Source organism: Cupriavidus sp. L7L (assembly GCF_004353535.1).
GTDB classification, from domain to species: Bacteria; Pseudomonadota; Gammaproteobacteria; order Burkholderiales; family Burkholderiaceae; genus Cupriavidus; species Cupriavidus oxalaticus_A.
Genome location: NZ_SMNY01000003.1, coordinates 418,802 through 441,844, shown reverse-complemented (window position 1 = coordinate 441,844; position 23,043 = coordinate 418,802). Strand labels below are relative to the sequence as shown.

General features: G+C 62.4%; 25 protein-coding genes and 1 pseudogene. 16 read left to right on the top strand and 10 right to left on the bottom strand.

Features of this window, described 5'->3' with window-relative positions; all coding sequences use genetic code 11:
- Nucleotides 1-14 precede the first annotated feature (14 nt).
- From E1J61_RS04075 to E1J61_RS04065, 3 genes are all read left to right on the top strand, one after another.
- A complete protein-coding gene (locus tag E1J61_RS04075) occupies nucleotides 15-1,307 on the top strand; it encodes an MgtC/SapB family protein (protein WP_133092843.1) in 1,293 nt (430 codons plus the stop codon).
- Between the two features lie 778 nt (nucleotides 1,308-2,085).
- The gene (locus E1J61_RS04070) at nucleotides 2,086-2,661 is read left to right on the top strand and encodes a hypothetical protein (RefSeq protein WP_133092842.1); all 576 of its coding nucleotides are present in this window, start codon (nucleotides 2,086-2,088) and stop codon (nucleotides 2,659-2,661) included.
- A gap of 183 nt (nucleotides 2,662-2,844) precedes the next feature.
- Entirely contained in the window at nucleotides 2,845-4,086 is a 1,242-nt protein-coding gene (locus tag E1J61_RS04065; protein ID WP_133092841.1) for a hypothetical protein, read from the top strand.
- Between the two features lie 399 nt (nucleotides 4,087-4,485).
- On the opposite strand, the gene E1J61_RS04060 is transcribed toward E1J61_RS04065, so the two are convergent.
- Nucleotides 4,486-4,923: a hypothetical protein gene (locus E1J61_RS04060; protein ID WP_133092840.1), complete on the bottom strand. Its 438-nt coding sequence runs from the start codon at nucleotides 4,921-4,923 to the stop codon at nucleotides 4,486-4,488.
- 492 nt (nucleotides 4,924-5,415) lie between these two features.
- Between E1J61_RS04060 and E1J61_RS04055 the strand changes: the two genes are divergently transcribed.
- Nucleotides 5,416-5,853, top strand: coding sequence for a universal stress protein (locus E1J61_RS04055; RefSeq protein ID WP_133092839.1), 438 nt, complete (start codon nucleotides 5,416-5,418; stop codon nucleotides 5,851-5,853).
- Here E1J61_RS04055 and E1J61_RS38095 read toward each other — a convergent pair.
- Nucleotides 5,851-5,979, bottom strand: a pseudogene (locus E1J61_RS38095) (alcohol dehydrogenase); the annotation flags it as partial. The gene E1J61_RS04055 and the pseudogene E1J61_RS38095 sit on opposite strands and share 3 nt — an antisense overlap.
- Nucleotides 5,980-6,234: 255 nt before the next feature.
- Between E1J61_RS38095 and E1J61_RS04045 the strand changes: the two are divergent.
- The 4 genes from E1J61_RS04045 to E1J61_RS04030 all read left to right on the top strand — a co-directional run bounded on the left by E1J61_RS04045 (nucleotide 6,235) and on the right by E1J61_RS04030 (nucleotide 10,350).
- The gene (locus E1J61_RS04045) at nucleotides 6,235-7,071 is read left to right on the top strand and encodes a universal stress protein (RefSeq protein WP_133092838.1); all 837 of its coding nucleotides are present in this window, start codon (nucleotides 6,235-6,237) and stop codon (nucleotides 7,069-7,071) included.
- Between the two features lie 43 nt (nucleotides 7,072-7,114).
- Nucleotides 7,115-8,473 carry an MBL fold metallo-hydrolase RNA specificity domain-containing protein gene (locus tag E1J61_RS04040; RefSeq protein ID WP_133092837.1) on the top strand — a complete coding sequence of 453 codons (1,359 nt, stop codon included), beginning with the start codon at nucleotides 7,115-7,117 and terminating at the stop codon, nucleotides 8,471-8,473.
- Nucleotides 8,474-8,512: 39 nt separating this feature from the next.
- Nucleotides 8,513-9,373 carry a universal stress protein gene (locus E1J61_RS04035; protein WP_133092836.1) on the top strand — a complete coding sequence of 287 codons (861 nt, stop codon included), beginning with the start codon at nucleotides 8,513-8,515 and terminating at the stop codon, nucleotides 9,371-9,373.
- 329 nt (nucleotides 9,374-9,702) lie between these two features.
- Nucleotides 9,703-10,350, top strand: a complete 648-nt coding sequence (locus E1J61_RS04030; RefSeq protein ID WP_133092835.1) for a response regulator transcription factor — start codon at nucleotides 9,703-9,705, stop codon at nucleotides 10,348-10,350.
- 25 nt (nucleotides 10,351-10,375) lie between these two features.
- Here E1J61_RS04030 and E1J61_RS04025 read toward each other — a convergent pair whose 3' ends face one another.
- A complete protein-coding gene (locus E1J61_RS04025; protein WP_133092834.1) occupies nucleotides 10,376-10,687 on the bottom strand; it encodes a response regulator transcription factor in 312 nt (103 codons plus the stop codon).
- A 396-nt stretch (nucleotides 10,688-11,083) separates the two neighbouring features.
- Here E1J61_RS04025 and E1J61_RS38090 point away from each other — a divergent pair, with 396 nt between their 5' ends.
- The 3 genes from E1J61_RS38090 to E1J61_RS04015 all read left to right on the top strand — a co-directional run bounded on the left by E1J61_RS38090 (nucleotide 11,084) and on the right by E1J61_RS04015 (nucleotide 12,004).
- A complete protein-coding gene (locus E1J61_RS38090; protein WP_243736765.1) occupies nucleotides 11,084-11,491 on the top strand; it encodes a hypothetical protein in 408 nt (135 codons plus the stop codon).
- A 66-nt stretch (nucleotides 11,492-11,557) separates the two neighbouring features.
- Nucleotides 11,558-11,734 carry a hypothetical protein gene (locus E1J61_RS38085; protein WP_243736764.1) on the top strand — a complete coding sequence of 59 codons (177 nt, stop codon included), beginning with the start codon at nucleotides 11,558-11,560 and terminating at the stop codon, nucleotides 11,732-11,734.
- Nucleotides 11,735-11,782: 48 nt separating this feature from the next.
- The gene (locus E1J61_RS04015) at nucleotides 11,783-12,004 is read left to right on the top strand and encodes a hypothetical protein (RefSeq protein ID WP_133092833.1); all 222 of its coding nucleotides are present in this window, start codon (nucleotides 11,783-11,785) and stop codon (nucleotides 12,002-12,004) included.
- Between the two features lie 270 nt (nucleotides 12,005-12,274).
- On the opposite strand, the gene E1J61_RS04010 is transcribed toward E1J61_RS04015, so the two are convergent.
- The 4 genes from E1J61_RS04010 to E1J61_RS03995 form a co-directional block, all read right to left on the bottom strand.
- Nucleotides 12,275-14,953, bottom strand: a complete 2,679-nt coding sequence (locus tag E1J61_RS04010) for a bifunctional acetate--CoA ligase family protein/GNAT family N-acetyltransferase (RefSeq protein ID WP_133092832.1) — start codon at nucleotides 14,951-14,953, stop codon at nucleotides 12,275-12,277.
- A gap of 96 nt (nucleotides 14,954-15,049) precedes the next feature.
- On the bottom strand, nucleotides 15,050-15,703 hold the full coding sequence (locus E1J61_RS04005; RefSeq protein ID WP_133092831.1) for a BON domain-containing protein: 654 nt from the start codon (nucleotides 15,701-15,703) through the stop codon (nucleotides 15,050-15,052).
- 225 nt (nucleotides 15,704-15,928) lie between these two features.
- A complete protein-coding gene (locus E1J61_RS04000; protein WP_133092830.1) occupies nucleotides 15,929-16,393 on the bottom strand; it encodes a cyclic nucleotide-binding/CBS domain-containing protein in 465 nt (154 codons plus the stop codon).
- A gap of 25 nt (nucleotides 16,394-16,418) precedes the next feature.
- Entirely contained in the window at nucleotides 16,419-16,841 is a 423-nt protein-coding gene (locus tag E1J61_RS03995) for an Hsp20/alpha crystallin family protein (protein ID WP_133092829.1), read from the bottom strand.
- 354 nt (nucleotides 16,842-17,195) lie between these two features.
- On the opposite strand from E1J61_RS03995, the gene fnr reads away from it, so the two are divergent.
- Nucleotides 17,196-17,987: a fumarate/nitrate reduction transcriptional regulator Fnr gene (gene fnr, locus E1J61_RS03990; RefSeq protein WP_133092828.1), complete on the top strand. Its 792-nt coding sequence runs from the start codon at nucleotides 17,196-17,198 to the stop codon at nucleotides 17,985-17,987.
- Nucleotides 17,988-18,011: 24 nt separating this feature from the next.
- Entirely contained in the window at nucleotides 18,012-19,574 is a 1,563-nt protein-coding gene (locus E1J61_RS03985; RefSeq protein ID WP_133092827.1) for a thymidine phosphorylase family protein, read from the top strand.
- 15 nt (nucleotides 19,575-19,589) lie between these two features.
- On the opposite strand, the gene E1J61_RS38775 is transcribed toward E1J61_RS03985, so the two are convergent.
- A complete protein-coding gene (locus tag E1J61_RS38775; protein WP_165971403.1) occupies nucleotides 19,590-19,883 on the bottom strand; it encodes a hypothetical protein in 294 nt (97 codons plus the stop codon).
- Between the two features lie 209 nt (nucleotides 19,884-20,092).
- Complete coding sequence (locus E1J61_RS03975; RefSeq protein WP_133092825.1) at nucleotides 20,093-20,548, bottom strand: universal stress protein; 456 nt, start codon at nucleotides 20,546-20,548, stop codon at nucleotides 20,093-20,095.
- Between the two features lie 337 nt (nucleotides 20,549-20,885).
- Here E1J61_RS03975 and E1J61_RS03970 point away from each other — a divergent pair, with 337 nt between their 5' ends.
- The 3 genes from E1J61_RS03970 to E1J61_RS03960 all read left to right on the top strand — a co-directional run bounded on the left by E1J61_RS03970 (nucleotide 20,886) and on the right by E1J61_RS03960 (nucleotide 22,549).
- Nucleotides 20,886-21,371 carry a carboxypeptidase regulatory-like domain-containing protein gene (locus tag E1J61_RS03970; protein ID WP_133092824.1) on the top strand — a complete coding sequence of 162 codons (486 nt, stop codon included), beginning with the start codon at nucleotides 20,886-20,888 and terminating at the stop codon, nucleotides 21,369-21,371.
- Nucleotides 21,372-21,778: 407 nt separating this feature from the next.
- Nucleotides 21,779-22,231 (top strand): universal stress protein, encoded by a 453-nt coding sequence (locus E1J61_RS03965; protein ID WP_133092823.1) that lies wholly within the window; start codon nucleotides 21,779-21,781, stop codon nucleotides 22,229-22,231.
- Between the two features lie 39 nt (nucleotides 22,232-22,270).
- A complete protein-coding gene (locus E1J61_RS03960; protein ID WP_133092822.1) occupies nucleotides 22,271-22,549 on the top strand; it encodes a DUF1488 domain-containing protein in 279 nt (92 codons plus the stop codon).
- Nucleotides 22,550-22,757: 208 nt separating this feature from the next.
- Here the strand turns inward: E1J61_RS03960 and E1J61_RS03955 are convergent, their stop codons facing one another.
- A complete protein-coding gene (locus E1J61_RS03955) occupies nucleotides 22,758-22,925 on the bottom strand; it encodes a hypothetical protein (protein ID WP_240746046.1) in 168 nt (55 codons plus the stop codon).
- Between the last annotated feature and the right edge of the window lie 118 nt (nucleotides 22,926-23,043).

The following is a 23,043-nucleotide window of genomic DNA, read 5'->3' as shown; positions in this document are numbered from 1 at the left end:
AGAGGAGAACAGACTTGACGCCACTCGGAATACCCCACGAGGCCACGGGCTTGGCGGCAGCACTGACGGTCGGTCTTCTGATTGGCTTGGAGCGTGGATGGCATGAGCGCGAACTGCCAGAAGGAGGGCGTGTCGCGGGCCTGCGCACATTTGCCTTGACGGGGCTCTTGGGCGGAGTCCTTGGCAACCTGTTTCCGGAATTTGGCGCGTGGCCGTTGCTCGGGGGACTGTTGGGCATTTCGATGCTGCTCGCGGTGTCGTATACACATATCGCCAAATCGTCCGGCAACCTTAGCGCAACGAGTGCTGTGGCGATGTTGTTGACGTTAGTGCTAGGCGCCTACGCAGCACGCGGTTCCATCGCTCTGTCTCTTGGGGCAGCCGTGATTGCGGCGGTGCTCTTGGATATGAAGCCGACATTGCATGGCTGGCTTCGTTTGATTGAGCATCGCGAATTAACGGCGGCGCTGCAACTTCTGGTGCTCTCCGTCGTCATTCTGCCTAATCTCCCGAGCATCGGGCTGGGGCCCTACAAGGCATTGAACCCGTTCCAACTATGGTGGGCGGTGATACTGATTGCCAGCCTGTCCATGGTCGGACATGTGGCGATGCGCCTCACTGGCTCACAGCGGGGCATTCTCTTGACCGGCTTGCTGGGCGGCCTTGCGTCTTCGACAGCGGCAACATTAACGCTGGCACGCTTTGCGAGACAGCAACCTTCACTGGAGCGTGCATGCGCGGCCGGGGCCGTCGGGGCATGCGGTGTGATGTTCTTTCGGATGGTTGTCCTGCTCGGCGTTATCCAGCCCACGCTTCTCGTCACGTTTGGCGCCGCCCTTGTTGTAACAGGCATCGTCCTGCTCGGGATTAGCTTGTTGCTCTGGCGGCGCCTACCTGGAACCACCTCGGACGACGTCGAAATTGCTCCCATGGCGCCATTCGACCTGGGTTCAGCGCTCGGATTCGGGGTCTTCCTAGCGGTCATGGCAATCCTGGTTCCTGCTGCCAAGGATTGGTGGGGCGCAGCTGGCATCTATGCCGTCTCGGTGGTGTCAGGCCTGGCAGACGTTGATGCCATCGTGATTTCTCTGGCGAGAATCCACGTCGCTGGCGGACTGGGAACCGGTACGGTTGTTGTTGCCATGAGCGCGGCCGTCTTGGCGAACTTGGTCACCAAGGCGTTGATTGCCTGGGTTACAGGCGGCACCATCGTAGGCAAAACAGTAGGTAAAGCATACGCGGTAGCCATGGCAGTTGGCGCCGCGACACTGGCACTGACTATGCTGCCTCAAATCGGAGAAATCTGAGCCGTCCCCCAAGAAATCCGCAAACCATCTCGGGAAGGTACGAACTGTGGCTCACACGCAGACGTGTCGCTAGCGCACAGGGTTGCATCGGCTGGCCCACCTGGCTGGCCACCTGTTCCGCCCTGGCCGTCGCCTTAAGCAAGCGCGACGCGCGCTTCGGCCAGCGTGGCATCGCGGGCAGCGAGCCGCACACCTCGGTCAGTTCGGCGCGCAGCAGCGGCGCCGGGGCCGACGGCCTTGTCTGTGTCGGCGGGGGGCATGCGCCTCCCGCTTGAGGCGCGCCACCACGTCGAGTTGCACCGCGACCGCAGCCTGCCACAGGGCGCGCATCGACTCGGCGACTTCGCCGGGACGTCGGGATGCTGACTTTCTCATGGCCCGCGCTCAGCTTTTTTTGCACCGAAACCACGCGACGGAAGCACGCAGCGGTAAGCGGTGCCGCCGGCGGCACACGCGCTTGGGTTGATATGAATCAAGTGTTCAATTTGGTGCTGCCCTTGAATACAAGCAGGCATCGTCGCTGTGGAGATCCTTTCCATAAGACAAGAGATCATCAAGGAGGTGATCAATGGCTCCCGCTTTCAGATTTACCGTGGTCGCTCTAGCGTTCTGTGCTGCCCTACCTGTCGCCCTGGCACAGGGCCCCGGTCCGGCAGGCGGCACGGCGCCCGGTATGGGCCCAGGCCCGGGTACGGGTATGGGTCCCGCTGCGGGTGCGAGCGGGCCTTCTGTCATGCACATGGGACCGGGGGGGCGGCAGCATGGGCACTATGCTGGCATGGACATGCTGACTCCGGACGAACGCGCCGACTTTTGCAGGCGGATGCACGCCAGCCAGACGCCTGCGGAACGCCAACAGATCGGCACTCAGATGCGTGAGCTGATGCACGCCCGCGCGCAAGAACGCGGTGTGTCGCTGTCCGGCCACCACAGCGCGGTCATGGATTGCCAGCCACACGCAACGGCACCGGTCCGGGCCGCCCCCACGGCCAGTGGCACTGCGGCGAGCACGGACGGCGTACCACCGGTCCGCCGTGCGGGCGATATCGACTACCAGACCGGCGGCGTCGGCGTGGACGAGGTGGCGGCGATGAGGCGCACCGCCTCGGAATTCAATCTGAGGCTGACCTTTACTGGACATGCGGGCGAGGCTTTGGCCGGCGTGAACACGAGCATACTCAGCGCTAAGGGGCAGGAAGTTTTCGCCGCCGTATCGGACGGGCCTCTTCTGTATGTGAAGATGCCCCCCGGCACATACCGGGTTGTTGTGACCGCCAACGGCGTCGAAAGGAAGGCTTCGGTGACGGTTCCCAAGCGTGGTGGGGTTACCCGTTCGTTCAACTGGCCATCGTAAGCACTGCCACGCCTGCGCGCGGAAATCCCAGCGTGACCACTGGTTGTGAGACAACCTCAAAGCCCACTGTTGTCTTCGATGCTGAGGGCGGGCTACAGCTACGTACCCATGACTCGGCACACTCCCACGGCGGGGAAGGCGCAACTAAGCAGTGTGCTGGGTCGAAATTTATGGTGAACTGATATGAGGATCATCTGGAACTTGGGACCCAAACGAGCGCATCTCGCCCCCGAATCCAGCGACGATGATTCGCAAAATCGGCGGAATTTTTCGCTGGTTCTGGGCGGCCCTCTTTATCAGCTTTTGCTGCGAGCCCATTTGTCCGACGATGCGTTGCTCCTCGTGCGTCAACGCATTGTGACCATTTCACTTTTTGCTTGGCTTCCGCTCCTTTTGCTTTCCGCCTTGGAAGGCAGCTTGTTGAGCAAGGACCTGACGGTTCCGTTCCTGACGGATATAGAGGTTCACCTCCGCTTTCTTGTGGCTGTGCCTTTGCTGATTGCCGCAGAACTCGTAGTGCATCAACGCCTCCGTGGTATCGCCCAGGCGTACCTGGATCGGAATCTGGTTCCCGAGGCCGCGATGGATCAGTTTAATGCCGCTATTAACGCGGCACTCCGGCTGCGCAATTCGGTCGTTGGCGAGGCGCTGTTGGTAGCGATCGTATATGGCGTCGGCGTCCTCGTCATCTGGCGTCACTACACTGCTCTCCAGGCGACAACATGGTATGCGACCGATGCCGACGGCCACTCCAAACTCTCACTGGCTGGCATCTGGTACGGATACGTAAGCTTGCCGATTTTCCAGTTCCTGCTAATTCGCTGGTATTTTCGCCTGTTCATCTGGATGCGGTTTCTGTGGCAGACCTCGAGAATCAAGCTGAGTCTCATTCCGACACACCCGGATTGCGTTGGTGGCTTGGGTTTTCTTGCCAATACAGCTCATGCCTTCTCCCTTCTTTTGGCTGCGCACGGCGTAATGCTGGCCGCAAATCTCGCTAATCGCATTATCTTTCTCGACGCCGCCTTGCCGGATTTCAAGATGGAAATTGGCGTGATGGTAATGTTTCTGCTGACTGTCGTTTTCGGACCGCTGCTGGTATTTTCTCCTCAACTCGCCCAGGCCAAGCGGAGAGGCCTGAACGAATATGGAACGCTGGCGGAACGATATGTGCGCGAGTTCGATGCAAAATGGTTGCGCGGTGGCGTATCGGCCGACGAGCCCCTGGTTGGGAGCGGCGACATTCAGTCGCTTGCTGATCTCAGCAATAGTTTCGAAGTGGTGCGCGGCATGCGCCTTGCGCCCATCACGAAAGATGCCATCGTGCAACTTGCGGCGGCTGTACTGATTCCGGTTGCGCCGTTGGCATTAACCATCATGCCCCTTGAGGATTTGCTGAAGCACTTATTCGGACTCCTGTTCTAGAGCTCCGGCCTCGCTTAGAGGATTCGATGATCGTCTTCAGCCTTCACTCGAGTCGGTGATGGGCCTCTACGTGAATGACGATTTTCGTCCGGGAGACTTCATCACGGTTAATGGGAAGCCAGTGCGTTCGTGCATCACTCCCATCTCGGAAGTCGAGGGAAAGAAGATTCGAACGATCGAAGGCCTCGGGCAGAGCAATATTACGTGGTGACATAAAACAATCAGATCTGCAGGCCACCCGTTTGCCTCGGAGGCAATTTCATCCGCGAAGTCTTCCTGAGTTTCGTCCTTGAGTAATAAGCGGGTCGAATATCTGACGCCGGAACGGTTGAGCCACTGGAGCACCGGAAAAGTGCGCTATCAAGTCACGAGCCGAGTTATCTTGAGAGCTATCGTCATTCAAATTCCGTGCTCTGGGAAGGTGAATGTCATGCTGCGAGCCGCACGCCGGACGGTGATGAATTGCTTCTTAACGGTGTCTTGGTAGGCCATGGCCAGGAGATATTTGCCTGGTGGCATCTTCATGTAGAGAAGTGGACCTTCCGTTTCAAGTCGCAAAAGCCGCTCGTTTCTCTCGTTTAGGACCACGACCTTAACGTCTGAAAGCGAGGCGCCAGTCGACTCCTGTTGAAAGCGGATTCTCACGTTAAAGATTGGCGCCAGTTCCCGCATGCGGTCGACTTCTTCCGTCCCGATTCCCCCCGAAATATAGACAATTCCGGTTGACTCTCGCATGTCGGGAAGTTCCGGAAGAGTCAGGTTGTCCGCACTGGCCAAGTTCAGAACGGTTACAGGCAACGCCAGTAGCATCACCCTTCGAATCCAGCTCGCAGGCATGTTCTTCCTCCGATAAGTCCTTTTGCTGTCCATCCTCCAACCTTGGTCGTTGCGAGTCCAACCTTATGAAGCAAATGCCGAGGGATAGCCATTATGGCAGCGCGTTCTTGGAAAGAAGGACCTGGAAGGCGGAAAAAGCCTTGCCGTTGACTCGCGTCCATTGAACGATAGACGACATGTGCGATGACGGGTTGACACACCTCAAGCGCAACTGTTCATCGCAGAACGCGGTCACAAGAATGGGACGATGGGTTCGAGCGGCGGTAGCCTAGTCCAGCAATTGTGCGCCAGGAAATGCGTTCTATCGAGGTTGCCCGTCTACAGAAAGCTGACACTTCACCGGAAGCGACTTCGACACGCGCACTGGTCCAGGTCATATTCGAATCTTTAAACTCTTCGCATCATTGATGCAAATCAATCCGAAAGAACTCGTCATACATAGTCTTGCAATTATCCGGCTCTGACAAGAACCCACTGCTAAGGACGCATGCCATGACTAATGTCGTACTTCCCTGCGATGGATCTGATTACAGCGTCGCGGCAGCGAGAGCGCTCTTGGCCTCAGGACTTTTCCAGCGGCCGCTAAATGTGCACTTGGTGCACGTGCTTCCTGAGATCACAGGACGACCAAGGGCCTACCTTACAAGGGAACAAATGGAACAATGGGCAAGCGCAGCAGCTCAGGATGCCTTTACGTCGATATTGCCGTTGCTTCAGGCAGATCACTGCGCAGTGACCGAACACCATTGCATTGGCGAGCCGGCGAACGAGATTGTTGCCGTGGCTCGGAACTGCCGTGCCGATGTGATCGTGATGGGGACGCACGGACATGGCGCCTTCTTGTCGGCGGTTATGGGATCCATCGCAGTAAGAGTGGTGGCTGCGGCACCCGTACCCGTCGTGCTCGTGCCTCGCCGTTCAAGCCTTTAAGCGCGGACCCTCCCAGAGAAGCGCGTATGGCATGGCCGGGATATCACTCATATGAATGCCGCCGCAAACCACAGTTCCGCCCTTATCGAGGCTGCGCCGCGCTCGCGGCACCAGCGCGGTCCACGGCAAGCAGAAGGCGGCGATACATGGCTGTCTCCTTGGGGGAAGGGTTCCGATAGATTCCGGTACAACGCCTTGCACTAAGCGTAGACGCAGACAGTCGCACCAGATTGCGCTACCACAAGGGCAATGCGCAAGGTTCAGCGGTCCGTTTTCCAATTGAAGCCACGAAAGCGCTTTCGGCATCATTGATTTGAGTCAAGTCGATGCCCGTGGGCCTGCCTAAACTGCCCTTGAATCGCTGTTCAGAAGGAACCGATCATGGCCTGCGATAGCATCGTGGTACACGTGGACAATAGCCGGCAAGCAACGCAGCGGCTGGAACTGGCCGTGCGCCTCGCCGCGATCAATGCGTGTCCGTTGATCGGCCTGTACGTGGGCTTCGTCCCCGAACCGGCGTGGTTCTACCGGATGGAGAACGCGCAGCGCTATTTCGAAGAGGAGATGGCCAGGCGCGCGAAGATCCGCGAGGAGGTGCGAGGCCATTTCCTGGCCAGGACGCAGGGATTTCCCGTGCAGGCCGAATGGCGCTTGACGGAGCGCGATTCTGTGGCGTCGGCGTTACGCGAGGCGCGCGAGGCGGGGCTAGTCGTTGCCGGGCAGTATGACATCGATAACGCCGACGGCGTAGTCGGCAGGCAGTTGTTGGAGGCGCTGCTGCTGGAGAGCGGGCGACCTACACTCGTGGTGCCGTCAGCCGGCACATTCCACACGCTGGGCACCCGCGTGGTAGTCGCCTGGAACGGCAGCCGGGAAGCGACTCGCGCGCTACACGATGCGGTACCGTTGATCGCCGGCGCGCAGGCGCGTATCGTCTGCGCGCATACAGCAGCCAAGGAGACCAGGCTCGACGCGACGCCGGTCGCACATGCGGCCCGCGTCCTGGAGCGCCACGGCGTGGCTGTCGAGATTGAACATGGGCCCGGCGGCGCGGACATGACGATTGGTGAACTGCTCCTGACTCGTGCTTCCGACTTTGGTGCTGACCTGATCGTGATGGGCGCCTATGGGCATGGCCGGATGCGGGAACTGGTCCTCGGCGGCGTTACCCGGACGCTGCTTGAATCCATGACGGTGCCGGTCCTGTTCTCGCACTGAGCGAGCGTAGCGCCATCCCCGCAGCTTGCAAAGGACGTGACTTATGCACCTCCAGTTTCTCGGCGCGACCGACACCGTCACCGGGTCCAAGTATGTCCTCGACACCGGTCATCATCGCGTCATGGTTGATTGCGGCCTGTTTCAGGGGTACAAGACGCTACGGTTGCGTAACTGGGATCCGCTTCCCGTCGATCCTGCTACGCTTGATGCCGTCGTACTCACACACGCCCACATTGACCACAGTGGCTACCTGCCGCTGCTTGTTCGCAACGGCTTCCAGGGTAAGGTCTACTGCACCATGGGCACGGCGCAATTGTGCTGCATCCTGCTGCCAGACAGTGCGCATCTGGCAGAAGAGGATGCCGGCTACGCCAATCGCAAAGGCTATTCGCGCCACCACCCTGCAATGCCGCTATACACAGGCGCAGACGCCGCGCGCGCCTTGCGGCGGCTACAGCCAATTCCTTACGACAAGCGATTTCCGGTGGTGCCCGGCGTAGAGGCAGAATTCAGCCGGGCGGGGCATATCATCGGCTCGGCCATCGTCACGCTGCACGCGCAGGGCAAGCGCATCGTCTTTTCCGGCGACCTCGGGCGGCAGCACGATATTGTTATGCGCCCACCGGATGTCATCCGGCAGGCGGATATCCTCCTGGTGGAATCTACCTACGGCGATCGGATTCACCCGACTGCCGATCCGATCGATGTGCTGGGCGAGATCGTGAGCAGGACCATCGGGCGGGGTGGCAGCCTGATCATTCCCGCCTTCGCCGTTGGGCGCACCCAGAGTCTGCTCTATTGCCTGCACCGCTTGCAGGAGCAGAAGAGAATTCCGGATGTGCCGGTGTACCTCAACAGCCCCATGGCGATTGATGCGACCAGCATCTTTGCTCTGCATCCGGAAGAGCTTCACATCGATCGTGCCGAATGTGCCGCAGCCTGCAGTCTGGCGACGCCAGTGCAGAGCATGGAGCAATCGATCTGGCTGAACCAGGACCGCAGTCCCAAGATCATCCTTGCCGGCAGCGGCATGGCCACGGGCGGGCGCGTGGTCCACCACCTTGCGACCTACGGACCGGATGCGCGCAACACTATCCTCTTGTCTGGCTTCCAGGCCACCGGCACTCGCGGCGCGGCGCTGGCGGCAGGTCGGCGTGATATCCGCGTACACGGCAAGGATGTCGTCGTGCGGGCGGCAGTGGAGCAGGTGGAAAACCTGTCGGCACACGCCGACGCAGCGGAGCTGATGACCTGGCTCCGCGGTTTTGGACAAGCGCCCAGACAGACGTTCGTCGTGCATGGCGAGCCACAGGCCAGCGATGCGCTGCGGCAGCGAATTGAGCGAGAGTTGCACTGGGAAGTCACTATGCCCGAGTACCGTCAGGCGTATCAACTCAAGTGACTCAACACACGCGGTGCCTTCACTACCTGAGGCTACACCATGAATTTCAGAACGATCCTTGTCGACCTGACCGATGGCCCGGCGTGTGCGGCGCGCGTCGAGTGCGCGGCGCAGGTTGCCGCGGCATTCGCCGGCAGCGTGGTGGGCCTTACGGCAACCGGCACGCACCTGGAGCCGTTTCGCGGTGCGGGGGAAGAGGCTGGACGATATGACGCCCTTGCGCGGGGCAAGCTCCAGCACCTGGCTGCGAGGCACCATGAAGCGTTGCGGGAGTGGGTCGGGCGCGTCTCGCCGACGATTCCAACGCGGCATGTTGTCGTCGAGGCTGAAGCCGGCTGGGCGCTGGCTACGCATGGCCGCTTCGCCGATCTTATCTTGCCTGGTCCGCCTTCGGTACATACCGACGTTCCCGCTGGAATGCCAGGCGTTGCCGAGTATGTGATGCTCGAATCCGGGCGGCCCATCCTGCTACTGCCGGGTCTTGCCGGCCCTACCTTGGAAGGTCATGTTGCGATAGCGTGGAATGGGTCTCGGGCGGCGGCCCGGGTGGTCGCGGATGCAATGCCGTGGCTCACCCGTGCCGGCGCGGTGTCTGTCCTTGTAGTTGCGTCGGCGAGCGAAAGTCCCGAGCCGCAGGATCAGGAATCCCATGAGAGCGACGCGAGCCACGAGAGCGGCCAGCGCCTCGTGGCGTGGCTGGCAAGCCACGGCGTCGAGGCCGACCTGCACGTAGCGCATGGTGAGCCGGATGAGCTACTGCCGCGACTTGTCGGCGACGTGCAGGCCGGCCTGCTCGTTGCAGGCGGCTATGGCCACTCGCGGCTGCGCGAGCTCGTACTTGGAGGATCGACCCGCAGCCTCCTGCGCCAGACTGCCTTCCCGGTCTTCATGTCGCACTGAAGCCGAAACTCGAATCCGGCGGGCATTCGCATGTCGCACGAACTGCCAAATGTGGTCCAGCCCACAGCGTCGTGATGTACCGGCCGCTACCCTCTGGCCATGATGCTGTGATTTGCTCCGACAGCATGCGAGGGACATCCACTTTGCATCTTGCTATGTGGCGTTGACTGCATGTGTGTCACGATGGCTTTTGCCTTGCCGACGCAAAATCTATAGTCGATTTGGCACACACATTAACAGCCGGGCAATGCCGCGACGGTGCGTCGATACATCGCTGCCGTGTCTGGCGCGGCCGCGTTTGCGCTGGCATTGCAGGTGGGAGACGACGTATGACACGCGTGATGATTGCGGACGACCACGCGGTGGTCCGCGACGGATTGCGGCATATTCTGGAACGTGCCGGCGCGTTCGAGGTTGTGGGCGAGGCCGCCGACGGCTCCCAGGTGCCGAAAATGGTAAGGGACTGTAGGCCGCAGGTGCTGTTGCTGGACCTGTCGATGCCGGGACGCAGCGGTCTTGAGCTCATCAGGCTGTTGCGCGCTGAAGAGCCGGCGCTGCGTATCCTGGTCTTGACCATGCACGCCGAGGAGCAATACATCGTGCGTGCCTTCCAGGCAGGCGCGGCAGGCTACCTGACCAAGGAGAGCGCCGCGACCGAATTGGTCGTGGCCATCGAGCAGGTCGCCCGCGGCGGCACTTACGTCAGCCAGGGCATGGCAGCCAAGCTGGCGAGTGGCATCAAGGACCAGACCGACGACCTGCCTCATCTTCGGCTATCGGACCGCGAACTGGAAGTGTATCGGCGGCTCGTGATGGGCGAGCCCATCACAGCCATTGCCTCGGCGCTGTGCGTCAGCGCGAAGACGGTCAGCACATACAAGATGCGCCTGATGGAGAAAATGCAGATGCCCAACGAGGCCATGCTGCTGCGCTACGCGATGCGGAACCATTTGTTCGATGAAGACGCGGATCTGTAGCAGGATGCCGGCCAAGGGCATGCGATCAGGCACCGACCGCCAGGCGGCCCAGCGTTGAACCTATCGCATCCAGTTCCAAGGTTCGGTCGAAGCAATAGTCGCCACCTGCCTCCAGGCAAGCACGCCGAAGCGGTTGCGCCAGGGCGTCGACCAGCACCAGGAGAATGCAGTCAGGCAATGCAGAGCGGATCGCCCTGACGTCGTGCAGCGAGCGCGTGCTGGCGGTACGCAAGCCGATGACCACGATGTCGGGCTGGTAGTGCGAGAGGCAAGCCAGCTCGCTGCTGGCACTCGGGCCCGCCGCAATCACGCGGATACCTGCAATGCGCGCGAACATGCTCAACTGCCGACAGCGGAGCGAATTCGACGGCTCGACGAGATACAGCGTAGGGATGTGAGTTCGACCGGAATTTGGCATGAGGCCAGTGTCCGCCCTATCCCGGCCGCGGCAAATAGGTAACGGCTGAATATGGAGTCAGGGCCGGGGAAGGTCGTGTCAGCGTTTCCCGACAAGGACCGGGGCACACTAGCGTGGAACCGCAGCAGAGAGGAAAGTCACGCAAGAAGCAGGCTTCGTGCCTTGCTGATTGATACACATCAACCGTATCAAGGCGAAACTCCCTACGCTGGAGGGAACGACCAGGCGATGGTAAGACGGGTTGAGGCGAATGGGTGACACAGGTGGCCATGCAGCATTCCGCAGATCCGTTGGAAGGCGCTCACTCGAGCCACGGTGGGCACCGAATTGGTGCCGGGCGACCTGGTGCTGCTGGAAGCGGGCGGCCGCGTCCCGGCTGACCTGAGGCTGATCGAAGCCACGGACCTGCGGTGCGACGAATCATTGCTGACCGGCGAATCGCTGGCGGTAAACAATACGGAGCTGTCCGGCACCGAGCGCGACCTGGAAGCCGGGTTCCGGGACCGGGCGTTTGCCGGCACCGTGACCCTGCGGGGCCGAGGCCGCGGCGTCGTGGAGGCGACCGGTACGGCGACGCGGATGAGGCAAATTGCCAGCGATCTGGCGCGAACGGCCGACTTTAAGCCACCCCTCATCGTCCGGCTGGAGCACTTCTCGCGGATGATCGGCCTGGCAGTCGGTGGCGCTGTCGCATTGTTGATGCTCTTTGGACTGCTGCGCTGAGCTGTTCATGATGTCGGTCGGCCTGGCAGTGAGCGCAATTCCAGAGGGCCTGCCATCGCAATATCCGTGGCGCTGGCCATCGGGATGCGGCGCATGGCCAAGGCGGGGGTGATCGTGCGCAAGATGCCAGCCGTCGAGTCGCTGGCTTCTTGCACGATGATTGCGACCGACAAGACCGGCACGCTGACGATGAACGAGCTTGTAGTCACTGAGATCCGGTTATGGAGCGGGTGGAAACGGTAGAGCGAACAGTGCTTCCTGGACGCCAGAACATTTGAACCGGAGACTGAGATGCCGTGGACCTATGATCGCTTTCCGGCTGCGATGAAGCGCTTAGCCCCGCCAGTGCGCGGCAAGGCGGTCGAGATTGCCAATGCCCTGCTGGCAAGTGGCCATGACGAGGGCATGGCCATCCGCGTCGCGATTTCCGCGGCACGGCGATGGGCTCGCCGACACCCGGATTGCTCCGGGGAAGTGTATCCCTCGGTGCCCAAGCATGGTAGCCGCCTATGAGGGACTGCCGAAGTCGCCGCGCGTGCCCATGCGCGGATACCCATGCTGGCCCGGTCGTAGCACGACACCGCGCTCGCCGGCACGCGTCAGGACCTGGTCCTGGGCACGCCGCATGATTGCTCTTGGTGGCTCCTGCGCAGACGTGGTGCTGCGCAGCCTTGCGCAGATGTCGGCACGCTCGGCACCGGTAAGCAGATCGCGCTGGCTCCATGGCTACCAGCGTAGGCGAACCGGCCGTGAGGCAGTTGCGATGCCTCAATGCTTTGCCACTCAGCCACCCTCCGTCAGGGGAAGATACAGGCTGATGCCTTCGAGGCCTGGCGCAGCTTTGACGGTGAAACCGCAGGTGCGCGCCAGCCCAAGCATGGCAGCGTTGTGGGGCAACGTAGTGCCCACCAGCGCGCCGATGCCTCTTGCACGCGCATAGCGCACCATCTTTTCAAGCAACAGTTTTCCCAGCCCTTGTCCGTGGCAATCCGAGCGCACGGCGATGCCGAATTCCGCCTGGACATTGTCTGGGTCCGCAACCGCGCGCACCTCCCCGAGGATCTCGCACCGACCCGAAGCATCGGTGATCGTCGCGATAAAGACCATTTCGCGCGCGTAGTCGATCTGCGTGAGCCGAGCGAGTCGATCGTGGTCGGGCTCGCGGAACGCACAGAAGTAACGTGCGTGGATATCCTCCGGCGTGAGCTGACGGAAATAGGCCTGGTAAGCTGCCTCGTCTGTCGGCCGCACAGGCCGTATCAGGTAATTGTGTCCATTACACATAATGCGCTCCTCCAGCGCCTCCGGATAGGGCTGGATGGACAGCCGCGGTCCTCCTCGGGACGGCACGGCCACGGCGATGCGTGCGTCAAGCGCGATCACGCCATGGGGGCTTGCCAGCAGGGGATTGACGTCGAGTTCAGTAATCTCGGGGATGTCGCACACCATGCGGGACAGTTGCACCAGTACATGGAGGAGGCGCTCCTGGTCGATGCCCGGATGTCCCCGCCAGCCGTGCAGCAGGCGGCCAACGCGGGTACGCGATACCAGGTCCTGCGCGAGTAATGCATCGAGCGGCGGCAGCGCGATGGCGGTGTCCCCGATATGCTCGGTGTTGACGCCGCCGTGGCCAAACAGCAGGACCGGTCCGAACACGGCATCCGTCGTAGCACCGGCGATCAGTTCGAAGCTGTCACTGAAGCTGACCATAGGCTGGACGGTGAATCCATCCAGCCGCGCATCCGGGGAATCCTGCCGGATGCGCGCGAGCATGGCGTTGCCGGCGCTTCGCACGGCGGCAGCGTCAGCCAGCCCCAGCGCCACGCCACCGGCGGAGGACTTGTGTGTGATGTCGCCGGAAAGGATCTTCAGCGCAACGGGATAGCCCAGCCGTGCAGCCTGCCGCACCGCGTCGTCGACGTTCTGTGCCGTGCAGGTCGGGACAACGGGGATGCCGTAGGCCGCCAACGCGTCCTTTGCTTCGGGTTCTGTCAACATCCGTCTGCCGCTGCGCAGCGCGTCCGCGACAATCGCCTGCGCCGCTGCCTTGTCGATTGGGGTCGATGTGTCCTCGGCCGGCGGCGTGCGCATCAACAGTTGCTGATTGTCGCGGTACTGGCAGGCCTGCAGGAATGCGCGTACCGCTTGTTCCGGCGTCTCGAAGGTCGGCAGGCCGGCATGCTGGCACAAGTGGCGCGCGTGTCGTACCGACTCCCCGCCGAGCCACGCGGTCAGGAGGGGCTTGCCGCCAGGCGGCGCACTGACAAGCGCGGCGGCAATCTTCGTGGCGGGAACGATGGCCGTTGGGGCGTGGATCATCAGCACGGCATCGACCTCCGGGGCGTCGCACAGGATGGCGTACGCTTTCTCGTAACGATCGACGGGTGCGTCGCCGATGATGTCGACCGGATTGGCGCGCGGCCACGTGACCGGAAGCACGTCGTCCAGCCTGGCCAAGGTCCGGTCCGACAGGCTGGCAAGGGTTCCGCCTCCGTCCGCGATGGCGTCAGTCGCCATCACACCGGCGCCGCCACCGTTGGTCAGGATGGCCAGCCGCGGGCCACGCAGGCCGTGCAGCCGGGCCAGCATCTCGACCGCGTCGAACAGCGACTCGGTATTATCGATCCGCAACATGCCGGCTCGCCGGATGGCGGCATCATAGACCCCGTCGGCGCCGGCCAGCGCGCCGGTATGAGAAGCGGCAGCGCGTGCTGACTGCGCCGAGCGCCCGCCCTTGATTATCAGTACCGGCTTGCTGCGCGCCGCAGCGCGCGCCGCCGACATGAACTTCGCGCCATGCCGGATCGCCTCGACATAGAGGAGGATGGCGCGCGTCGCACCGTCGCTGGCCAGGTAGTCGAGCACATCGGCCACGTCCACATCAGCACTGTCACCGAGAGAGATGAAGTGAGAAAAGCCGATCTGGCGCGATCGTGCCCAGTCCAGTACCGTCGTCGCCAGTGCGCCGGACTGCGTAGCGAATGCCAGGTTGCCAGGGATGGCAGTGCCGGGGGCGAAGTTCGCATTGAGGCCGATGCCCGAAGCAATCAATCCTACGCAGTTTGGTCCCAGGATCCTAAGCAGATGGGGCCGCGCCGCTTCTAAAACGGCCTGACGCATGGTGCCGGCGGCGCTCTCCGAGGGGCCCTCGAAGCCGGCACTCAGCACGATGGCCGCGCGCGTGCCCGCGATACCAAGTTCGGCGATGAGCCTGGGTATCGTGGCAGCGGGCGTACAGAGCACCGCAAGGTCGGGCGGCGCGGGCAGGGCCTCGACAGACGCGTAGCAGTGCCTGCCGGCAAGCGTGGCGTACTTGGGATTGACCAGGTACACAGGGCCGGCAAAGCTGCCGGCGGTCAGGTTGGCCAGTACAGTGGCCCCAACGCTGAGTGGCCGCATTGTCGCGCCGATCAAAGCCACCGAGCGGGGACGAAACAGCGCATCGAGGTTACGGATTGTCATGGCGGGTGATCATCCAGGGGCGCATGTCGAACTTGGTTTTAGCCCGGTGCTGGCGCTGAAGTGGCGGCTTCCGTCTCCATATCGCCGCCTTGCCGTTTACAAATTGACCCGGATGTTGTTCTGCACTGCACTGACCCCTGGCGCAGCCCACGCTGCCTCCAGCGCGGCCTCGCGTTCCGCCCAGGTTCGCAGGCTGCCGCTAAGCGTCACCACGCCATCCTTGACACTGACCGCGACATGGGTTGCGTCATCCGTCGCCTGGCGCTCAATGGCTCTCGCGATCCTGTCCTTCACGTCCTGAGGCAAGATCGACGGCTGGACCACGATAGCGTTCGTCACACCCACCACGCCATAGAGGCCGGCCACCACGCGTTCTGCCGCCAGGCGCTGGTAGTGCCAGTCAACCGTGCCGGTCAAGATGACAGAGCCGTCCTCGACCATCACGTTAATGCGATCCGCCGGCAGCACCGAGGTCCAGGCCAGGATGTTGCTGGCGGCTCTGGCAATGTCAGCGTCGGTGCGCCGGACTTCGTTGGGCAAGCGCACATCGATCTCGACGGCAATCCCCTTGACGCCCCGGACGCGCCTGACGGCTTCCTCGGCGGCATACTTGGCGGCATGGCTGCCGAGATGCCCGGTCAGCGTGACCACGCCGTCGCTGACCTGAACGCCGACCTCGGCGGCCTCTACGGCCGGATCCCAGGACAGCTCTTCCATGACTTGCTCCTTGAGCTGGATATCGCCTTTCATATTGCTTCATCCTTGTTTTTCGCCGTGCGCCTGCCGCCTGGAGGTCGGTCAGGGCCTGGTTTCGATGTGGTCAATCACTGCCGAAATCCCGGGGCGGCCCACACCGCACCGTCAGCCGCGCGGCGCTCCGCTGGCGACTGAATCTGATGGTCCGTTTTCATCATGGTCCGCAAGACACGGGCGCCGCAAGCGGCGCCTTTTGGTCAAGTCATGGTGTATGCCGCACTAGGCGTGCAACGCTGATTGGATGCTGTCTGAACATTCCCGTTGTTGCTCGTTGCGAATGAGCGAAGCGATCATGCCCCAGTCGGCGGCCAACGCGCCGAGCAGATCATCGAGCGAGATCACGCCGCTCACTGCTTCGCCGTCGAGCACGGCCAGGCGCCTGACGCCGTGCGACAGCATCAGCTCGATTGCCTCTGCAACGGCGGCTTCCCGGGAGATGGCCACCAGGCCGCGTGTCATCACGTCAATCACCTCGGTGCGGCACGGATCCGCACCACTGGCCGTTGCATCGATGACCATGTCCCGGTCGGTGACCATGCCAATCGCTCGCGTACCGGACGGGGAGTTCTCCGTGACGATCAGCGCACCCACATGCCGGTCCCGCATCTGCACCGCAGCTTCCTGCAGCGTGCAAGACAGTGGCACGTGAACGGCCTTGGCCGAGCAAATATCCTGAACCCGCATGGCTCTCTCCTGATTTCGCGTCGGTTCAGCGGATCGTCACGCGCTGCTGCGGCGACGCGTCCTTCTTGGGCAGCACGACACGCAGCACGCCGTCCTGGAAGCTGGCATCGATCTTATCTGTATCGATGTTGCCGTCCAGTGTGAAGGCTCGCTGCATGGAACCGCTGTAGCGCTCCTGCCGGATCACCCGATCTCCTTCCTTGACCTCGGAGGCCTTCTCCAGCTTGGCGGTGATCATGACCGTGCCGCGATCCACACTGACGCTGATATCTTCCTTCTTCACCCCCGGCAAGTCGGCGGTGATGGCATAGCTCACATCAGATTCAGTTACGTCGACCTTGAAGGGCAGTTCCGAGTCGGGGCCAAGCCGAAGGTTGCGAAACACGCCTTGCAGCATGTCGCCAAGCGGTTCGATCGAGAACGGGTCATAGCGCCGGATGTTGCTCATCGTAGTCTCCTGAAGAAGCGGCCGCGGTGCGGGCCGGGTGCTTTCACTTTGGCAAGCGGGGGGCGCTTCGATTTGTTTTGCATCAAGTCGGACCCGGTTTGCCGCCGTACTCGTGCGCAAATGCCAACGCGATTGCCTTCGCCCTGTAAAGCTCCGGAAATGCGGTCAGGCTCCTGTCAGGGAAGCCTGACAGCATGGCCCCCAATTCTGACAAGCAACTCAGGGAAGCCTTCTAGGAGGGGAAACGGTGGCCGCCGATACTTCCTGTCAGAAGAGGGGAGCGCACGCAGACGCAGCCATCGCCATATGGGAGCAGGGGTCGGGACGAAGGTGGTCATCGGGCTGGAGACAACTATGTATGAAATGCTTGGCAAGGCCGATCCGGCTAGCGATGCGGCCGACACGTTTGCCTCGTTCGAGCCGGCGCGGCCCGTGGCGGCGTCCCGGCCTGCCGCAACAAACGCCGGGGCGCGCTGCGCCAACTGCATGATGCGGCATATCTGCATGGCCGCAAGCCTAGAAGCGGATGACGTAGAGCGGCTTGACCGTGTGATGCAGGGTTGGCGTACGATCCGGCAGGGCGAAAGGCTGTTCCGCGCCGGCGATCCGTTCCGCAGCCTGTACGCAGTGCGGGCCGGCTCCTTCAAGACCGTGGTGACGCCGGAGCGTGGCAAGGAACAAATCTCAGGCTTTTACATGGCCGGCGACGCTATCGGCATGGATGGCATTTGCGAGGAGACTCACACTTCCGATGCCATTGCCCTGGAGGACAGCGTGGTCTGTGTAATCCCCTATCACCTGCTTGAAGCCCTTTGCCGGGAGATCAAGCCTTTGCAGCGGCAGCTTCACAGAATGCTTAGTGCCGAAATTGTCAGGGAAGCGAGCCAGATGATGCTGTTGGGCAACATGTCCGCCGAGCAGCGCGTTGCTAACTTCTTGCTGAGCATTTCTGCCCGGCATCGTGAGCGCGGCTATTCGGCGACGTCGTTTGTCCTGCGCATGACCCGCGAGGACATTGGCAGCTACCTCGGGGTTACGCTTGAAACGGTCAGCCGGACGCTTTCCAAGTTCCAGCAGGAAGGCCTTTTAGCCGTGCGCGGCAAGTCCGTCGAGCTGCTGAACCTCGATGCGCTGGACGCGCGCTAGCCTCAGCATCGAGCCAGCTGTGAGATGAATGCGCCTGCTGCGCGCTCCGCTGTGCCGGTCCCGCAAGCTAATGCAGCGGGCGGTGACCCGCAGCGCGAGGTCGGGACACTGCTGTTCAGGCCCCTCGACATCGATACCTGGCAGGAACATGTCATCTACATGCATCCGGATTGCGCGGTCTGCAGGGCGGAGGGATTCTCTGCCCAGACGCGTGTGCATGTACAGATCGGCGATAATGCGCTGATCGCTACTCTGACGCTGTTGGGTGCGCCATTGCTCGCCGCGGGCGAGGCAAGCCTGTCGCTCAGCGCGTCACGGATACTGAAGGCCCGCGCCGGCGATGTCGTCCGTGTCACCCATGCGCCGGCTCTGGAGTCAGTGCGATCACTGCGCGCGAAGATCTATGGTTCGCACCTGGATGGCGCGCAGCTTGACGGCATCATCGACGATATCAGTGCCGGCAGGTATGCCGATGTGCATATCGCGGCTTTCCTCGCCGCATGCGCCAACGAGCGGATGACCTTGCGCGAGACCGTCGACCTGACGCGCGCCATGGTGAAATTCGGACAGCGGCTGCGCTGGGACCGCGATGTGGTTGCGGACAAGCACTGTGTCGGCGGACTGCCCGGAAACCGCACCACGCCCATTGTCGTCGCCATCGCGGCGGCGGCGGGCTTGCTGATGCCGAAGACGTCTTCGCGAGCGATCACCTCGCCAGCTGGCACTGCCGACGTCATGGAGGCACTCACATGCGTGACCCTCGATGCGACGGAAATGCGGCGCGTGGTCGAGCAGGTCGGGGCGGCGATAGTCTGGGGCGGGGCGCTCAGCCTCAGTCCTGCAGACGACGTGTTGATTCGCGTCGAGCGAGCGCTCGACATTGACAGCGACGCGCAGCTGGTCGCCTCGATCCTGTCAAAGAAGGTTGCAGCGGGGTCGACTCATGTGCTGATCGATGTGCCGGTCGGAAAGACCGCGAAGATCCGCGAGGACGGCAAGCTAGCGCGCCTGCACACCGCCATGACGAAGGTCGCCGAGGCGTTTGGACTGAACCTCAGGATCGTGCCAACCGACGGGTCGCAGCCCGTTGGACGCGGCGTGGGGCCAGCCCTGGAGGCGCTCGACGTGCTGGCGGTCCTGCAGTGCCAGCCCGAGGCCCCCGCCGCGCTGCGCGAGCGCTCATTGTTGCTGGCAGGCGAACTCCTTGAGTTTTGTGGTGGGGTGCCGGCCGGGCAGGGCCTGCTACGGGCAGGCCATTTGCTGGAGAACGGTAGTGCGTGGGGGCGTTTCCAGGCAATTTGTGAAGCGCAAGGCGGACTTCGACGGCCAGGGCAAGCAGTATTCCGCCGCGACCTGGTCGCGAGCCGTAGTGGCGTGGTGACGGCGATCGACAACCGGCATGTATCACGCGTGGCCAAGCTTGCTGGCGCACCACGTCGTCAGGTAGCCGGCCTGGAACTGCATGTCCGGGTCGGCGAAGCAGTAGACGCCGGCGCGCCGCTCTGCACGCTGCATGCTCAGGCGTTGGGAGAACTAGACTACGCTTTCAGCTATGCGCTGGCGCACGTGCCGTTTCTCATCGAGTAGCTTCGCCGCCAACGCTTAGTCAACAGGGATCCATCTTGCCAGCAGGTGCCGCGCGGCGAACGCTGCGGCGGCATAACCAAGCAGGATCACGCCAAGCAGCGGCCGGTAGGCCCAGGGAAGTGGCTGCATGCCAAGGGCGGTTGCCAACGGCGAGTAGGGTAGCCAGGCGCCGACAATGCAGACGGCGATCGTGGTGACCAGCAGTGTCTGGCTCGGGAGGCTCTTGATGAAAGGCAGCTGGCGCGTACGGATGATGTGGACAATCAGCGTTTGCGAGAGCAAGGACAGGAAAGCGAGCAGGATCAACATGACATTGACTGGGCTCAGCAGCCGGCGTACCAGGCTGACGAGCCAGTGCGGAGCGGTGGGAGCGGCAATACGATTGGGGCCGCATTCGGCCGGCCGGACGCAGTGGCGTCGGGCTCGGTAAGCCCGGCGAGGTCCGACCCGAGGGACTCGAGGACATCGATGACCTGGTGCGTCGCGGCCCAGGCAATCGCGGCGGACCGCGCTGCAGGCTAATCCGCCTGAGGCGCCCGCACCAGCAGCACAGGCACCTTTGCGTCGCGTACCAGGCCCTCCGCTACGCTGCCCATGACAAGGCGGCGCACACCGCGCCGGCCATGGGTGCCGACCACCACTAATTCCGCATGGGTGCGCTGCGCTTCGGCGTGGATGGCAGAGGCGATGTCGCCGGCAACAAGGATGTCGTTGACTAAGTGTGTGCTGCACACGAGGCCGTTGCCGCGGGCTCGTGCCTCGGCCTCGGAGAGCAATGCAGTTCCAGCATTGACCAGGGCAGGGCGGAGATCGGCCATCGTGGAGAAGCCAACGTCGTACATCAGATAGCCGTTGTCGACGACGTGGACGATTTCAAGTCTGGCCTTGCACAGCGACGCGAGACGGATCGCCTCTTCAAGGGCCCGGTTGCCACAGTTGCTACCATCAATCGCAACGAGGATGGTCTGGTACATGGGAATCTCTCCTGGCAGAGTTATCCGGCGGCTTCAGAGATAGGTTCCGCGGATGGTGTCAGCTTAGGTACGCCTGACCACAGGAAGTTGATGTGCATCAGACTATTGCTGAGCCGGATTAGACGCCGACGCGTGGCTTCGTTGACAGGCATCAACTCGGTTCGCCCGCCGAGCGCTAACTTGGGTGCCATGCTCGGGTTCGTATCAGAGCATGTCATTGCGGGAACGGTTCGGCCGATGCTGCTGGTGCGCGATCGGCCCAATAGTGATGCACCCCGACCGTCGGAACCCGTCCTGACCGGCATGCGACGATCGAAATCCAATGGGAGGCAGGCAAATGCAGACTTCAAAAGGTGTGGGCATCGCGATTTCATCACTGTTGGTTGCGTTGATAGCAGCGGGTTGCGCGATGCCGACGGAACTAGCGGAAGACCGCGTGCAGATCATGGAGCAGCGGGGTATCCCCTACGCTTGCGCCAGGGGCGACGAAGCCGGCAGGCAGGCCATGAGGGATGTTGCCGCCCGCTTCAATGTCCGCCTTAGCATGATCGATGCGGCGAGCGCCAAGCCGCTAAGCGGGGCTACCGTGGTCGTGGCCAGCGCCGAGGGCAAGCCGGTGCTGCGCGTTGTCGCCGGTGGTCCGCTGTTATACATGCGCCTCAAACAAGGCGCGTACCGGCTCACGGTGGGGTACCAAGGCCGCGACCAGGTGCGCGACATCGTCGTGGCGGACCAATCGCAGGACATGACGTTCCGCTTCCAGGTGAATACGCTGGAAGAGGACTGGCTACTCTGCTCCAGCCAGGTTTGTCTGTGTCGTTGAAGAGAATTATCCCTGCGCAAATAACCGTCGCACTCACAGCGCAGGCCCGCCGTCACGCGCCTGACGCAGACCGTCCCGTGCAGTCTGCGCAGCCAAGTAGCTGCGGCGTCAAGCCTGGTTCGGAGACAGCCAAATGGGACGTTCCAAAGCGTGGGGAGACACGGCGTCGGCTGTGGCCAATGCCTGCGCGAAGGCATCGATCTCGGCCGCAGCCGCGCCACTGAGCACGTCGCGCTCAAGCAGCACCAGGCCCTGGCGCGGTCAACCGAAAGGACGTGCTCATTGGCAGAGAACACGCAGCAGGGGCCTTGATGTGCATCAATTGCGAGAGTGTGGGCTGTCCTACGCTGAAGTCAACCCCCGGCTGGACACGAGGGCCAATGCCTGAAACTCCCGGAGTCGCCGCCATGTATCACCGCATCCTTGTCGCCATGGATGGAGGCCCAGCGTCGGAGCTGGCGCTGGAGCAGGCCATGGTCATTGCCCGCGCCGCCGACGCCGAAGTAGAAGTCGTCTACGTCGTCGACGACCGCAGTCCGTTCATGGATGTGACGGGCCTGGATCCGGTGAGACTGGTGGAGGATCTCACGACCGCGGGCGAAAGCGTACTTGCCGCTGCGCGCAGCCGGCTGGCGGCGGGCCACATCCGCCATGCCACCCGGCTGCTCGGCAAGCCGATGCTTCAAGGCGATATTGCCGTCACAATCGCCACCGAAGCCAACAGCTGGGGCGCAGACCTGATCGTCATGGGCACACATGGTCGCCGGGGCGTGCGCCGCCTGGTCATGGGCAGCGTTGCGCGCGGGGTCGTCGCCGAGGCACTCGCGCCTGTCCTGCTTATCCGTGCCCAAGACGCCTAGCCTGACTGCAATCTCGGAGGGGATTTACCCGACTCAGCCATGCATACGATCGACTTCACCGGCGATGTGCCGGAATATTGCCCGAGCGGGCCCAGCTTGCAGTGTCCCGTGAAGGTAGACGGAGTACCGGCAACCTATGAGATTACCGCGGAGGCGCTTGAAGACCATTTTGGCGCGCGGTCGTACCGCAGCGAAGACCTGGTACCAGCATTCCTCCGCAACCGCCAAGACATAGAACGGGTGGCTGGGGCTCTGTTCGAGATGACTGGGGCAAAGCATATCGTGCTGCACAGCGGTCATTTCCGCTTTGCGGTCTGATCAAGGCGTTGCCATGACATTGCGCATTTCAAGCCCTTGTACGGCCTTCCGCCTTGGACGGTGCATCCTTGCAGCCACCGCGCTGGTTGCGTTTTGCGCGGCCTGTACGTCGATACCGGATCTTTGGCGGCCACCGAAACCGCGCGCAGCGGCGCCTGCGCCAAGCCGTCCCGCACCGGCACGCGAGCTTTTCTGCCACGGCACCACCCTAGTCATGGTGCAGGTCGATGCCAAAGCCGCCGGCGAGCTCGCAGTCTACGATGCCGGCCGCATAGGCAAAGAGCCATTCCCGGGCCTGTTGCGGGCTGGCGGGTGGGCTGGGCCAGTCTGGCGTGAAACGAATGCCGAGACCACCGTCGGGCGCGGTGAGATCCACGCGACCGCAAGGCTTGCCAGGTTCGATGCGGTCTGGCACGCATAGAACAATGTGAAATCCTTTGTACGATCGCCTTGTTTCAGTCACATGGATCCTCCAGGAGAAGCGGACGCCAGCA

Bases quoted from the DNA above. Each gene is read 5' to 3' on its own strand.
- E1J61_RS04005 (WP_133092831.1), bottom strand. From the start codon at position 15,703: ATGAAAGGCGATATCCAGCTCAAGGAGCAAGTCATGGAAGAGCTGTCC.
- E1J61_RS04065 (WP_133092841.1), top strand. From the start codon at position 2,845: ATGAGGATCATCTGGAACTTGGGACCCAAACGAGCGCATCTCGCCCCC.
- fnr (WP_133092828.1), top strand. From the start codon at position 17,196: ATGTATGAAATGCTTGGCAAGGCCGATCCGGCTAGCGATGCGGCCGAC.
- E1J61_RS03965 (WP_133092823.1), top strand. From the start codon at position 21,779: ATGTATCACCGCATCCTTGTCGCCATGGATGGAGGCCCAGCGTCGGAG.
- E1J61_RS03960 (WP_133092822.1), top strand. From the start codon at position 22,271: ATGCATACGATCGACTTCACCGGCGATGTGCCGGAATATTGCCCGAGC.
- E1J61_RS03970 (WP_133092824.1), top strand. From the start codon at position 20,886: ATGCAGACTTCAAAAGGTGTGGGCATCGCGATTTCATCACTGTTGGTT.
- E1J61_RS04060 (WP_133092840.1), bottom strand. From the start codon at position 4,923: ATGCCTGCGAGCTGGATTCGAAGGGTGATGCTACTGGCGTTGCCTGTA.
- E1J61_RS04045 (WP_133092838.1), top strand. From the start codon at position 6,235: ATGGCCTGCGATAGCATCGTGGTACACGTGGACAATAGCCGGCAAGCA.
- E1J61_RS04055 (WP_133092839.1), top strand. From the start codon at position 5,416: ATGACTAATGTCGTACTTCCCTGCGATGGATCTGATTACAGCGTCGCG.
- E1J61_RS03975 (WP_133092825.1), bottom strand. From the start codon at position 20,548: ATGTACCAGACCATCCTCGTTGCGATTGATGGTAGCAACTGTGGCAAC.
- E1J61_RS04015 (WP_133092833.1), top strand. From the start codon at position 11,783: ATGCCGTGGACCTATGATCGCTTTCCGGCTGCGATGAAGCGCTTAGCC.
- E1J61_RS04040 (WP_133092837.1), top strand. From the start codon at position 7,115: ATGCACCTCCAGTTTCTCGGCGCGACCGACACCGTCACCGGGTCCAAG.
- E1J61_RS04000 (WP_133092830.1), bottom strand. From the start codon at position 16,393: ATGCGGGTTCAGGATATTTGCTCGGCCAAGGCCGTTCACGTGCCACTG.
- E1J61_RS04030 (WP_133092835.1), top strand. From the start codon at position 9,703: ATGACACGCGTGATGATTGCGGACGACCACGCGGTGGTCCGCGACGGA.
- E1J61_RS38775 (WP_165971403.1), bottom strand. From the start codon at position 19,883: ATGTTGATCCTGCTCGCTTTCCTGTCCTTGCTCTCGCAAACGCTGATT.
- E1J61_RS03995 (WP_133092829.1), bottom strand. From the start codon at position 16,841: ATGAGCAACATCCGGCGCTATGACCCGTTCTCGATCGAACCGCTTGGC.
- E1J61_RS03985 (WP_133092827.1), top strand. From the start codon at position 18,012: ATGAATGCGCCTGCTGCGCGCTCCGCTGTGCCGGTCCCGCAAGCTAAT.
- E1J61_RS04035 (WP_133092836.1), top strand. From the start codon at position 8,513: ATGAATTTCAGAACGATCCTTGTCGACCTGACCGATGGCCCGGCGTGT.
- E1J61_RS04025 (WP_133092834.1), bottom strand. From the start codon at position 10,687: ATGTTCGCGCGCATTGCAGGTATCCGCGTGATTGCGGCGGGCCCGAGT.
- E1J61_RS04010 (WP_133092832.1), bottom strand. From the start codon at position 14,953: ATGACAATCCGTAACCTCGATGCGCTGTTTCGTCCCCGCTCGGTGGCT.
- E1J61_RS04070 (WP_133092842.1), top strand. From the start codon at position 2,086: ATGGACATGCTGACTCCGGACGAACGCGCCGACTTTTGCAGGCGGATG.